Annotated in this window: 11 protein-coding genes; 9 read left to right on the plus strand and 2 right to left on the minus strand. The window is 63.6% G+C overall.

From position 1 onward, the window contains the following. Positions 1 to 146: 146 nt before the first annotated feature. From AC2FMM_RS09005 to mdoH, 4 genes are read left to right on the plus strand one after another with little or no spacing between them, the layout of a single operon-like run. On the plus strand, positions 147 to 1,517 hold the full coding sequence (locus AC2FMM_RS09005) for a tetratricopeptide repeat protein (RefSeq protein WP_496796368.1): 1,371 nt from the start codon (positions 147 to 149) through the stop codon (positions 1,515 to 1,517). 29 nt (positions 1,518 to 1,546) lie between these two features. Then, positions 1,547 to 2,764, plus strand: a complete 1,218-nt coding sequence (locus AC2FMM_RS09010) for an OpgC family protein (protein ID WP_496687401.1) — start codon at positions 1,547 to 1,549, stop codon at positions 2,762 to 2,764. After that, positions 2,761 to 4,260, plus strand: a complete 1,500-nt coding sequence (locus AC2FMM_RS09015; protein WP_496796369.1) for an OpgD/OpgG family glucan biosynthesis protein — start codon at positions 2,761 to 2,763, stop codon at positions 4,258 to 4,260. The genes AC2FMM_RS09010 and AC2FMM_RS09015 overlap by 4 nt, the downstream gene beginning before the upstream one ends. Further along, the gene (mdoH, locus tag AC2FMM_RS09020) at positions 4,257 to 6,128 is read left to right on the plus strand and encodes a glucans biosynthesis glucosyltransferase MdoH (protein ID WP_496796370.1); all 1,872 of its coding nucleotides are present in this window, start codon (positions 4,257 to 4,259) and stop codon (positions 6,126 to 6,128) included. Before AC2FMM_RS09015 ends, mdoH begins: the two co-directional genes overlap by 4 nt. Here mdoH and AC2FMM_RS09025 read toward each other — a convergent pair whose 3' ends face one another. Both AC2FMM_RS09025 and AC2FMM_RS09030 read right to left on the minus strand, forming a co-directional pair. Next, complete coding sequence (locus AC2FMM_RS09025; protein WP_496680155.1) at positions 6,129 to 6,947, minus strand: CE1 family esterase; 819 nt, start codon at positions 6,945 to 6,947, stop codon at positions 6,129 to 6,131. Beyond that, positions 6,944 to 7,378, minus strand: coding sequence for a rhodanese-like domain-containing protein (locus tag AC2FMM_RS09030; protein WP_496680153.1), 435 nt, complete (start codon positions 7,376 to 7,378; stop codon positions 6,944 to 6,946). Before AC2FMM_RS09030 ends, AC2FMM_RS09025 begins: the two co-directional genes overlap by 4 nt. Before the next feature lie 258 nt (positions 7,379 to 7,636). Between AC2FMM_RS09030 and AC2FMM_RS09035 the strand changes: the two genes are divergently transcribed. The 5 genes from AC2FMM_RS09035 to AC2FMM_RS09055 are packed head-to-tail and all read left to right on the plus strand — an operon-like array spanning position 7,637 to position 13,188. Next, entirely contained in the window at positions 7,637 to 10,510 is a 2,874-nt protein-coding gene (locus AC2FMM_RS09035) for a monovalent cation/H+ antiporter subunit A (protein ID WP_496796371.1), read from the plus strand. Continuing rightward, entirely contained in the window at positions 10,510 to 10,869 is a 360-nt protein-coding gene (locus AC2FMM_RS09040; protein WP_496680150.1) for a Na+/H+ antiporter subunit C, read from the plus strand. Before AC2FMM_RS09035 ends, AC2FMM_RS09040 begins: the two co-directional genes overlap by 1 nt. After that, positions 10,866 to 12,425: a monovalent cation/H+ antiporter subunit D gene (locus AC2FMM_RS09045; RefSeq protein WP_496796372.1), complete on the plus strand. Its 1,560-nt coding sequence runs from the start codon at positions 10,866 to 10,868 to the stop codon at positions 12,423 to 12,425. Before AC2FMM_RS09040 ends, AC2FMM_RS09045 begins: the two co-directional genes overlap by 4 nt. Next, positions 12,425 to 12,922 (plus strand): Na+/H+ antiporter subunit E, encoded by a 498-nt coding sequence (locus AC2FMM_RS09050; RefSeq protein ID WP_496684569.1) that lies wholly within the window; start codon positions 12,425 to 12,427, stop codon positions 12,920 to 12,922. Before AC2FMM_RS09045 ends, AC2FMM_RS09050 begins: the two co-directional genes overlap by 1 nt. After that, positions 12,919 to 13,188: a K+/H+ antiporter subunit F gene (locus AC2FMM_RS09055; protein ID WP_490359877.1), complete on the plus strand. Its 270-nt coding sequence runs from the start codon at positions 12,919 to 12,921 to the stop codon at positions 13,186 to 13,188. Before AC2FMM_RS09050 ends, AC2FMM_RS09055 begins: the two co-directional genes overlap by 4 nt.

The following is a 13,188-nucleotide window of genomic DNA, read 5'->3' on the forward strand; positions in this document are numbered from 1 at the left end:
AAATGTGCCGGAACAGGCGGATTTTTTCGCGTTTGCCGCACACGGGCTTTCACCAATTCGAGAGCAGGCCCGATACTGGTACGTCGCACCCGAACACTCTGCTAAGCCCAGAGGTGTCACTTTGCGCAGCCGGATTGGACCCAAGCATGAAACAAGACCTTTTTGGACAGATGAACACCCTGACCGACCCGATCGCGGTCGAGGCGTGGAACGGTGTGCTGCTTGGTTTCCTGGCCCACGCGGCCGTAACACCCCAGCATCTGGGCAGAGTGCTGGAACTGGAACCGGAATTTGCGCTGGGCCATGCGGTCAAGGGGTTGTTCATGGTGCTGCTGGGCCGGCGCGAAATGACGGCCGTCGCCCAAGAGGCCGCCGCAACCGCCCGCGCCGCCGCCGATCACCAGCCGATCACCCCGCGCGAGGCGTTGTATCTGGACGCCCTGGATCAGTGGCTGGCGGGTCATCCGTCGCGCGCGATCCAGACGTTCGAGACCATCCTGCGCGCCCACCCCGAGGACGCGCTGGCCATGAAGCTCAGCCATGCCACCCGGTTCGTTCTAGGCGACGCGGCTGGCATGCGCCGCTCGATCGAGAGGGTGCTGCCCGCCTATGCGCCCGATCATCCGGGCCGCGGCTATCTGCTGGGCTGCCATTCCTTCGCGCTCGAGGAAACCGGCGACTATGACAAGGCCGAGATCGCGGGCCGGCAGGCGCTATGGATGGTGTCGGACGATGCCTGGGGCCTGCACGCGGTGGCGCATGTGCACGAGATGACTGGCAACGCCAAGGCCGGCCTGGACTGGTTCGCGGGGCGCGAGGCAGCCTGGGCGCATTGCAACAATTTCCGCTATCACGTCTGGTGGCACAAGGCGCTGATGCATCTGGATCTGGGTCAGGTCGATCAGGTGATCGCGCTCTACGATCACGAGATCCGCAAGGACAAGACGGATGATTACCGCGACATCTCGAACGCGACTTCGCTGCTGTCGCGGCTTGAACTGGAAGGCGTCGATGTCGGCAGCAGGTGGGAAGAACTGGCCGATCTGAGCGCGGCGCGCACCGAGGACGGTTGCCTGATCTTTGCCGATCTGCACTATCTGCTGGCCCTTACCGGAGACAGCCGCGCCGATGCCACGGCCAAGTTGCTGGGGCGCATTCACAAGGATGCCCAGACCCCCGAGACCGACACGGCAAGGCGCATGGCCGATCCCGGCCTAGCGGCTGCCAAGGGGCTCGAGGCGTTCGGAGAGGGCGACCATGCCCGCGCCTTTGACCACCTGCTGGCCGCGCGCGACAGCATGCAGCTGGCGGGCGGCAGCCACGCGCAACGCGACGTCTTCGAACGCATCACCATCGATTCCGGCCTGCGCGCGGGGCGGTTCGACGCGGTCGAGCGCATTCTGGACGACAGGCGGGCCAAGCGCGGAGGCGCCGAGGACAATTATGCCCTAGCCCGGCGTGCGCTGATCGACGCCGCGCGCGACCAGTCGGATGCGCAAAGCGTGCCTGCAGAATAACGACAAGACCAAGAAGGACCCGAGACCGCATGGCGACCGCATCGCCCGTTTCTGATTTTGCCCCGGTGGAAACCCACGCCGCAGCCCGCCCCGCGACGCGGGACCCGCGGCTGGATTTCTATCGCGGCATCGCGATGTTCATCATCCTGATCGCACATATTCCCAACAACCCGTGGTCGCGCTGGATTCCGGCGCGGTTCGGCTTTTCCGACGCCACAGAGATTTTCGTCTTCTGTTCGGGCATGGCCTCGGCCATCGCCTTTGGCGGAGCGTTCCTGCGCAAGGGCTGGTGGATGGGCACGGCGCGGGTCAGCTTCCGCATCTGGCAGGTCTACTGGGCGCATATCTGCCTGTTCTTCTTCGTCGCCATGTCCATGGCGGCCTTGGATCTGTCGGGTACCTTCGACAAAAGCTATGTCAACGCTCTGAACCTGCAGCATTTCTTCAACGACCCGGCGCCGCAGATGGTGGGTCTTTTCACGCTGACCTATGTTCCGAACTATTTCGACATCCTGCCCATGTACCTGGTGGTTCTGGCGATGATGCCGCTGTTGATGGGGCTGTCTCGGGTCGGGGTCTGGGCGGTCGGGCTGGTTTCGGTCGCGATCTGGCTGGTCGCGCAAACCGGCGCGTTGGCCCTGCCGGCCGAGCCGTGGTCGGACCGGCAGTGGTTCTTCAACCCGTTCGGCTGGCAGCTTCTGTTCTTCACAGGCTTTGCCTTCATGCGCGGCTGGCTGCCGGCGCCCCCGGTGTCCAAGACCCTGATCTGGGCGGCGGTGGCGTTTCTGGTCCTGTCTGCGCCCTTCGGATCATGGAAAGTGTTTCTGTGGGTTCAGGCCGCAGCCCCCGACCTGGCGGCCGAAATCCGCAAGGTCTGGCCGCTGACGGCCGAACTGCGCGAAAAGACGGATTTCGGCCTGTTCCGCTATGTGCACTTTCTGTCGCTGGCATATCTGGGCTGGGTCGCGGCGGGCACCCATGGGCACCGGCTGATCGCAACGGGACACGGCGCCTACGCGCGGATCTGGCAAGTGGTCCTGAAGCTGATCACCAAAGTCGGCCAGCAATCGCTTGCCGTGTTCGTATTTTCCATGGCAGTGGCACGACTTATCGGCGTTTTCCTGGATGAATTCGGGCGGGATTTCGCCGCCGTTCTGACCGCCAATCTTTTTGGATTTGCAATGCTGATCGGCGTTGCCTATCTGGCCGCTTGGTTCAAATCACACCCGTGGAAGTCGAAGACATGAAGCTTACGCGTCGTTCCTTTCTGGCGTCGACAACGGCGCTCGCCTTCGCCCGGGCCGCATGGGCCACGGGCGGCGACGTTGCGTTTGACCGGGCCGATGTAATCGCCATGGCCCGAGACCTGGCCAGCCGCCCCTATCAGGCGCGCGCCCAGGTTCCGCAAGAGTGGCTGGACCTGACCTATGAGCAGTACCGGTCGATCCGGTTCCGGCTGGATCACGGGCTTTGGTTCGGGTCCGACACCCCGTTCAACGTGGATTTCTTTGCACCCGGCCTGTACTTCCCCCGCCCGGTCCAGATCTCGACCGTCGAGGGCGGCCGGGTCGAGGCCGTACCCTTCGATCTCGAGATGTTCGACCGGGCCGAGGACGTTCCGCCCTTGCCTGTCAGCGACACACTTGGCTTCTCGGGGTTCCGTCTGCGCACCGAGATGCACCGCCCCGGCAAGACCGACGAGTTCTGCGTGTTCCAAGGCGCCAGCTATTTCCGCGCCATCGGGCTGCACGAGGTCTATGGCCTGTCGGCGCGTGGTTTGGCGCTGAAAACCGGCGACCCCGAGGGCGAAGAATTCCCCGAATTCATCCGGTTCTGGCTGGAACGGCCCAGGCCCGGCCAACGCAACATGATCGTGCATGCGCTGATGGACAGCCCCAGCGTGGCCGGGGCCTACCGGTTTGACATTACCGCCGGAGAAGACTGCCAGATGCAGGTCGAGGCAACCCTGTTCCCGCGCACCGACCTGACCCATGTGGGCATCGCGCCGGGCACCTCGATGTTCCTGTTCGACCAGACCAACCACAACCGGTTCGACGATTTCCGCCCCGCCGTGCATGACAGCGACGGGCTGATGATCCGCAATGGCGCCGGCGAAGTGATCTGGCGGCCACTGGCCAACCCCACGCGGCTGCAGATTTCATCTTTCGTCGACATGAACCCGCGCGGCTTTGGCCTGATGCAGCGCAAGCGCGCCTTTTCCGACTATGCCGATCTCGAGGCGCAATACCACAAACGCCCGGGTCTGTGGGTCGAACCGATCGGCGATTGGGGCAAGGGCACCGTGACGCTGGTGGAAATTCCGGCAGACCAGGAGATCTATGACAACATCGTCGCCTATTGGCGCCCGGCCGAGCCGATGGCGGCGGGCACGCAGGTCGATCTGGCCTATCGCCTGACTTGGGGCGAGCAGCCACAGCGCACGGCCATGCCCCGGGTGATCCGCACGGCCATGGGCGAGAACACCTTTGGCGAGGGCCGGCTGGCCGTGATCGACTTCGAGCCCAGCGAATTGTTCGAAGACCCCGACGCGCTGAGCGTCTTCGTGCAGTCACCCCATGCGGAAACGTCGGATGGCGTACTGCAGCGCAACCCCGACACCGGCGGGCTGCGGCTGGCATTTTCCTTCCAGCCGGGCGACCGCGACCATGTCGAATTGCGGGCGCAGCTGCGTCTGGGCGAGGCCCCGGCCTCCGAGGTCTGGCTTTACCGGTGGACCGCATGAGCCCCGATCTTCATATCATGCCGCCCGAGGCCCCCCTGCCGATGCCCGCGCAGGACTTCCGCGCCGGGTTTCGCGACGCGAAAGTGCCCGAACGGCCCGGCGACCGGTCTGCGGGCCTGTGGCGGGCAATGGCGTTTTCCCCCGCCATGGGCGCGACGCTGGCCCTGTTGTGGTTTCTGGTGGACTGGTTCGACACCGAGGGCATCAACCTGGTCGAGGCCATTCTGCTAACGCTTATTTCGTTCAACTTCTTCTGGATCGCATTCACCGTCAGTACGGTTCTGCTGGGAATGGTTTCCTTGTCCCGCCAAGACCGGCCCCGGCGCGCGGCCCGGCCGCAGCCGTTGCGCGTGGCCCTGCTGATGCCGGTCTACAACGAAGTGCCGTGGAACGTTCTGGGCAATGCGCGCACGATGCTGGAAGACCTGCGCGCGCGCGGCGGTCAGCATCACTATGCGATGTTCATCCTGTCTGACACGCGCGATCCCGATATCGCCGCCCAGGAACAGGCCAGCGTCGAGGCGCTGCGCACCACGCTGGCCCCGGGGCTCGAACTGTGTTACCGCCGCCGCGCCGAAAACACCGACCGCAAGGTGGGCAACATCGCCGATTGGGTCAGCCGCTGGGGCGGCGCCTGGGATGCGATGCTGGTTCTGGATGCCGACAGCCTGATGACCGGGCGCGCCATTGCGCGGCTGACCGACGCATTGGCCCGTGACCCCGGCGCCGGGCTGATCCAAAGCTATCCGCAGTTGATCGGCGCCCAGTCGGTCTTTGCCCGGATGCAGCAATTCGCCAACGGCGTCTATGGCATCGCCTTTGCCGAGGGGCTGGCCCGCTGGTGCGGGCAAGAAGGCAATTACTGGGGCCACAACGCGATCATCCGCACCAAGGCCTTTGCGGCCTGCGCAGGCCTGCCAAAACTGCGCGCTCTCAACGGACGCGAGCAATTGATCATGAGCCACGATTTCGTGGAGGCCGGCCTGCTGCGCCGGGCCGGATGGGGGGTCCGGTTCCTGCCCCGCATCCGCGGGTCCTACGAGGAAACACCCCCTACCCTGATCGACCATGCCCTACGCGACCGTCGCTGGTGCCAGGGCAACCTGCAGCATCTGCGGCTGCTGGGGTCGGCGGGTTTCAAGGCCGTATCGCGTTTTCACCTGTTCCACGGGGCCGTCGGATATCTGATGTCACCCCTGTGGTTCGCTCTGCTTCTCATGTGGGCGCTGATCGGCCAGGGCAAGGATGCCTCGGTCCTGCATTACTTCAGCCCCGACAATCCTCTGTTCCCGCAATGGCCGGAAATGACCGAGACACGCCACGTGCTGATCATCCTAGTGATGTACGCGATGCTGCTGACGCCCAAGATCCTTGGTGCGCTGGCCCTGCCGCTGAGCGGTGTCCGTTATTCCGATTTCGGCGGCGCCGCGCGCTTCTTTGCGTCCTTCCTGTTCGAGGTTATCCTGTCGATCCTGTTCGCCCCCATCCTGATGGTCCAGCAGATGATCGCGGTATTCCGCACGATGTTCGGGGTGCAAAAGGGCTGGGCGCCCCAGGCGCGCGCGGGTGGCCGATACGGGCTGCGCACGCTGCTCCTGTTTCATGCGCTGGAAACGGTCATCGGCGTGGCGCTGAGCGTCGGCATCCTGTCCGGGCTGGTCTCGGTCTGGCTGGCCCCGATCGCCGTCAGCCTGACCTTCGCGGTGCCGCTCTCGGCGCTCAGCGGGGTCTCGGCGGCCCGGGCGCGGCGGTTGCTGCGGATGCCTGAGGATGTCAAGGAACCAGCGATCAGCCGCGCCGCCCGTGCCCACCGCAACGAGTTGAAGCGCCTGATCAAGGGCAAACGAACGCTGACCGCGGCGGAATGATCAGCCGCCCGGTAGGCCTTCGTACCAATCCAGCATCATGTCGGCCCAGCCTGCGGGCACAGTGTGGCCACCGGGGAACAGGGCGAATTCAAGCGCGCTGCCATCGGCGCAGCGGGTCCATTTGCGGCGCAGGAACGGCCCCGTAGTGGAAATCCCGTCCGGGCGGTTATCGGCGCAACCATTGGCCTGCCGCCAGATTTCCAGACCGGCAAAAATATCACCCTGCAGGAACCGGCCGCCACCCAGCGCCCGCCCCTCGAGCGGTACCACGTTGTCGGTCCAGCCATGGGTGTGGAACAGGCGGACAGGCCCGGCGCAGCCGTCGGGATGCGGGCGCCAGAACCCGCCCGATACCGGAACAAAGGCCGAAAACGCGTCGGGCTTGGCGCAGGCCAGGTAGTTCACCATGAACCCGCCGCCCGAAAACCCGCCAAGGATGACGCGGTCGGGGTCGATGTCAAACCGGCGGACGGCATCCCGGACCACTTCGGCCAGGAATGCGGCTTCGTCGCGGCCCTCCCAACCGGGATAGAAGTTCCAGCTTTTGCGCCCGTTGCGCAGCGCGCCGTCGGGTGCCATCACCGCGTATCCGCGCGCCAGCAGCGGTTCGACCATTCCGCGGTTCCTGAGGGTCCCCGACGCGCTGCCGCCGTAACCATGTAGGAACACTACCAAGGGCGGATGGTCCTGGTCGGGGACCTCGATCAGATAGGTACCCCGCGCGGTTTCACACGCCCCTTCGACCTCATCGCAGGCCGCCAGCGCCGGTCCGGCAAGCAACGCGGCCCAGACCGACAGCCACCGGGCAACGGCACTCACGATTGCACCTCGTAGGGGTCGACCGGCAACCCGGCCCGGATCCAGCCCGGCCCGGCCGCCGAGCCCAACATGCCCTCGGGGACGTCGATGATGTTGGAAAAACCGGCGCGGGTCAGGGCGTTGCTCAGCCGGGCCGACCGGACACCGCGCGCGCAGATCAGGGCAACCGGACGGCTGCGGTCGCCGCCGGTCAGACGGTCGAGTGCGGCCACGAAATCGTCGCGCCGCATATCCAAGGGGATCGCGCCCCGCCCGATACCCGTCGCCCGCCATTCCCGCGGTGTACGGATGTCGATCAGAAGAACGTCGCCGGACACGGCGCTGGCCTGCGCCTGCGCGACGCTCAGCTTGCCGCCGGAAAACTCCTCGGGGATCAGACGGTACTCGCGCATCGCAAACCCCACGGCCAAAGCGGCCGTTCCAACCAGCAACACCCATCTGCGCGGTTTCAACCTCTGCTCTGCCAACTCGAACCCTCCGGTTGGGATGGCCCGTTTCTAGCACAAGGGCCCTTTCACCGCCGCGCCAAATTCGCGCGCGGAAATCAAGTTTGCGTCATTTTTTCGCATTTGGGTCGGCGGAATCCACGGGCGTTAGGGCAAGGTGAAAAACTTGCAATAGCTGGACAGCCAATAAATTATCCTTACAAATTCAAGCCCACACTGACCGCTCAGCCCGGAGTATCGCACTTGTCCCTATTCCTCATCGCGGCCCTTCCGTTTCTTGGCGCTGTCTTTCCGGCCTTGCTGGTCCGGGCCGGTCGCAATGCGGCGGCCTCGGCTGCCGGGCTGACCACCTTCCTGGCGCTCATGGGGCTGTTGATCCACATCCCCGCCGTCATGCAGGGTGAGGTCGTGACCGCCCGTTTCGACTGGATTCCCGGGCTGGGGCTAAACGCCAACTTCATGCTGGACGGGCTGGGGTTTCTGTTTGCCCTGCTGATCCTTGGCATCGGTCTGTTGATCATCCTGTACGCGCGGTTCTACCTGTCGCGCGAGGATCCGATGGGGCAGTTCTATACCTATCTGCTGCTGTTCCAGGGCGCGATGGTTGGCATCGTTCTGTCGGACAACATCCTGCTTTTGCTGATTTTCTGGGAGCTGACCTCGCTCAGCTCGTTTCTGCTCATCGGCTATTGGAAGCACCTGCCCGAAGGTCGCCAGGGCGCGCGGATGGCGCTGGCCGTGACCGGGTCCGGCGGGCTGGCGATGATCGCAGGTATGCTGATCCTTGGCAACATCGTGGGGTCCTATGACCTGAGCGTGATCTTGCAAAACCGCGAACTGATCCAGGCCTCGCCTTATTACCTGCCGGCGCTGGTGCTGATCCTGCTGGGGTGTTTCACCAAGTCGGCCCAGTTCCCGTTCCATTTCTGGCTGCCTCATGCCATGGCCGCGCCAACGCCGGTTTCGGCCTATCTGCACTCGGCCACGATGGTGAAGGCCGGCCTGTTCCTGATGGCACGCATGTGGCCGGTTCTGGCGGGGACCGAGGCGTGGTTCTACATCGTCGCAACCACCGGTCTTGTAACAATGCTGATCGGTGCAGTGATCGCGCTGTTCAAGGATGACCTCAAGGCGTTGCTGGCCTTTTCGACGGTTTCGCATCTGGGACTGGTCACGATGCTGCTGGGGTTCGGCACCAAGATCGCCGTCGTGGCCGCCATCTTCCACATCATCAACCACGCCACCTTCAAGGCCGCCCTGTTCATGACCGCGGGGATCGTCGACCATGAAACCGGCACTAGGAACATCAAGCGGCTGGGAGGATTGCGCCACCTGATGCCGATTACGTTCACCATTGGCACCATCGCCGCGCTGTCGATGGCCGGCATTCCGCCGCTGAACGGCTTCCTGTCGAAAGAGATGATGTTGGAAGAGACGGTCCACACCGTCTGGCGCAATTCCCACTATTTGGTGCCAGGTCTGGCTCTGCTGGCAGCGATCTTTTCCGCGGCTTATTCCTTCCGCTTCATCAGCCACGTGTTTCTGGGCCCCGAGCGTGACGACTATCCCGCCCATCCACACGACCCCCCTGCAGGCCTGTGGTTGGCCCCCGCGTTCCTGGTGGTTCTGGTCGTCCTGATCGGCCTGAACTCGGCTGTCATCGTCGGCCCCTTGGTCGCGGTTGTGTCTTCCGCGGTGATCGGCGGCGAGAAGCTGCCTTATTATTCATTGAAACTGTGGCACGGGTTTACGCCGGCGCTGTATATGTCGGTCATCGCTACGCTGGGCGGTCTGTTTCTGCTGGCCCTGCACCGTCGCGGCGAAACCGCCTGGAACGCCCTCCCCCGCCCCGAGGCCAAGTCCATCTTCGACGCCGTCATCGGTGCGCTGACCGCCGCCAGTCGCTGGATCACGGACGAGCTGCACAACGGTGTCATCAGCCGCTATGCGATCATCCTGATCGCCTTCACCGTCGGGCTGGGGTACTATGCTTTCGCAACCGGCACGATCGGGTTGGAAACGCGGGTTCCGCTGGAGGCCCCCATCATCCCGACCATCGGCTGGCTGTGCCTGATCGTAGCGACGATGGGCATCATGTGGTTCCACCGCAACCGTCTGCTGTCTCTGGTCCTGATCGGGGTGGTGGGGCTGATCGTGTCGATGGCCTTCAACTATCTGTCCGCGCCTGATCTGGCTCTGACACAGATCTCGGTCGAAGTTGTCACGATGATCCTCCTGCTGCTTTCGCTGAATTTCCTGCCGACCGAGACCCCATGGGACAGCAGCGCGGCACGGCGCTGGCGTGATGCTGCCATTTCGGTGGTGGCCGGTATCGGAGCTGGGGGCTTGATCTATGCGCTCATGCTGCGCGATTTCGCCTTCCCGACGATTTCGGAATTCCACTTGGCCAATTCCTACAAGGGTGGCGGCGGCACCAATGTGGTCAACGTGATCCTGGTGGACTTCCGGGGATTTGATACCTTCGGCGAGATCATCGTGCTGGGGATCGCGGCACTGATCATCTTTGCTTTGACCGAGGCCGTGCTAGGCACCAGTGTTCGCGCCTACCTGCTGAACCGCAAACCACACTGGCCCCAATCGGGCGACTCTCACCCGCTGATGATGGTTGTTGCGACACGTGTGATGATGCCGATTGCCCTTATGGTGGGTGCCTATATCTTCTTCCGGGGACACAACCAACCCGGAGGCGGGTTCATCGCCGGTCTCATAGTCGCGATCGCCTTCCTGATGCAGTACATGGCCAGCGGCTACACCTGGGCGATCGAGCGGCAACGGTTCTACTACCATGGCACCATCGGCTGGGGCGTATTGATCGCTGCGGCTACTGGTTTGGGCGCCTGGTTCAACGAGCGGCCCTTCCTGACCAGCGATTTCGGCTATCTGCATTGGCCACCACTGGAAGAGTTCGAATGGGCCACTGCCATGCTGTTCGACACAGGCGTGTTCCTTGCCGTTCTGGGCGCTGTGATGTTGGCTCTGGACAGCCTGTCGCGCTTTGCGTGGCGGCCGGGCATGGCGCAAGAATTCCCGATGGACATCAACCCTTTGCGCGATGACCCGATCGAAGAAGAACAAGAAAAGAAGGAGCAGGGCTGATGGAAGCTCTCGTCGCCTCGGCCGTTGGCGTGCTGACCGCCGCCGGGATTTTTCTGATCCTGCGCCGTCGGACCTTTCCGGTCATCCTGGGCCTGTCCTTGCTGACCTATGCGGTCAACGTATTTCTATTCGCCACGGGACGGCTGGCCGTGAATGCACCTGCAGTTCTGAACAAATACGAAGAGGTTCCCTACACCGACCCGCTGCCGCAGGCGCTGGTGCTGACGGCCATCGTGATCTCGTTCGGGATGACGGCGGTGATCGTGATGATCGCGTTGGGCGCCTATCTCTCGGCCAAGGATGACCACATCGACATGGCCGCGCGCGACAGCGTGGACGGCGCGGGAGAAGACGCATGAACCACTGGATCGTTGCGCCGATCGTCCTGCCCGCGATCCTGGCCCCGTTCATCATCATGGTCCTGCGCTATCATCTGGACCTGCAGCGCATCTTTTCGGTGGCGGGCGTGGTGGGCCTGCTGGGTATCGCGTTGACCATCACCGCGCAGGCGGCGGGTGGCGACATCCATGTCTACGAGCTTGGCAACTGGCCCGCCCCGTTCGGCATCGTGGTGGTGCTTGACCGGCTCTCGGCGATGATGGTGCTGCTGACCGCCTTGCTGGCCTTGCCCATCGTGCTGTACGCCATCGCGTCCGGATGGGACGAGCGCGGTGATCATTTCCACCCGCTGTTCCAATTTCAGCTGATGGGGGTTTGCGGCGCCTTCCTGACGGGGGACGCCTTCAACCTGTTCGTGTTCTTCGAGGTGCTGCTGATCGCATCATACGGTCTGATGACCCATGGCGGCGGCGCTGTGCGTCTGAAGGCCGGAGTTCAATACGTCACCTACAACCTGCTGGGGTCGACCCTGTTCCTGTTTGCATTGGGCACGATCTATTCGGTGACCGGAACGTTGAACATGGCTGATCTGGCCTTGCGCGTGGCCGAGATGCCGACCGAAGACACCGCCCTGTTGCGCGTGGGCGCGGTTCTGCTGCTACTGGTCTTCTGCATCAAGGCCGCCGTCCTGCCGCTGCATTTCTGGCTGCCGGCAAGCTACGCCAATGCACCATTGCCGGTGGCCGCCTTGTTCGCGATAATGACCAAAGTGGGGGCCTACTCGATCCTGCGGGTCTATACGCTGGTCTTCGGCCCGGACGTCCCGGTCTCGCAGGGACTGGTCGGCGACTGGCTGCAACCCGCCGCATTGGTGACGCTGGCCATCGGATCCATCGGTATATTGGGAACCCAACACATCGCCCGAATGGTGGCCTTCTGCGCCATAGCCTCGATGGGAACGCTGCTGGTCGCCATATCGCTGTTCACCGAGTCGGCGACCGCCGCGGCCTTGTACTATGTCTACCACTCCACCCTAGCCACCGCCTTGCTGTTTCTTGTGGCCGATCTGGTCATGCAACGCCGCAGCGGGGCAATCGCGCCGCGGCCGCCGATGCCGCAGAACGGGCTGATCGCTTCGCTGTTTTTCGTCGGCGCAATCGCCATGGCCGGCATGCCGCCCCTGTCAGGCTTCATCGGAAAACTGCTGGTGCTGGATGCCGCGCGGAACGCGCCTGATGCCACCGCCATCTGGGCCGTGGTCCTGATCGGCTCGTTCGTCACCATCGTGGGGCTTGCGCGTGCCGGCTCGTTGATCTTCTGGAAAAGCCACGACGCCAGCACGCAGGATGATCCGACGCCCGAAGCGGAAACCGCCCCCGAAGACGCAGACCCCGCGCCACCGCCGCCGCCCGAGCCGCAGCCCGGCCTTGCCTTCACTTCGGTCTTCGGCCTCGTCGCGGGGCTGGTCCTGCTGACCCTGTTCGCCGGGCCGGCACTGGACTACACTCGCAGCACGGCGGCGCAGTTGTTTGCGCCGGAACAGTACATCTCGGCCGTATTGGGAAGGGAAGACTGATGAAACTATTGCGCCGGATATTTCCCCACCCGCATCTGAGCTTTCTGCTGACGATCGTTTGGGTGCTGCTGGCCAACGCGCCGTCGCTGAATTCGCTGGTTTTCGGGTTGCTTCTGGGTATCGTCATCCCCTTCATTACGCAGCCCTACTGGCCCGACCGTCCAGTGCTGCGCAACTGGCCAATGGTGGTGGAATACATCCTCGTCGTGCTGTGGGACATCGTGGTGGCCAACATCACCGTCGCCCGGATCATCCTGTTCAAGCCGGATGCCGAGCGCCAGCCCAACTGGGTCTCGATCCCGCTTGAACTGCGCACCCCCGAGGCGATCACCGTTCTGGCCGGTACCATCACGATGACACCCGGGACCGTCAGCTGCGACCTGTCCGCCCAGGGCCACTGCCTGCTGGTGCATTGTCTGGATTCCCCCGATCCGGGCGCCGTCCGCGACCAGATCAAACAGCGGTACGAGCGCCGCCTGAAGGAGATCTTCGAATGATCGAGTATGCAATATACTTTGCCTTTGCCTGTTTCGGCGCCGCGATCATGATGTGCCTTTGGAGGATCATCACCGCCGACGGCGTCGGAACCCGCGTACTGGCGCTTGACACCATGGTCATCAACACCATCGCCTTGATGATTCTGTATGGCCTTGCCGTCGGAACCGAGATCTTCTTTGAATCCGCGATGATCATCGCCATGCTGGGCTTTGTCTCGACCGTGGCCTACGCGCGCTTCATGCTGCGCGGAAACATCATCGAGTGA

The sequence above is a fragment of the Ruegeria sp. BHSC043 genome, assembly GCF_059612985.1.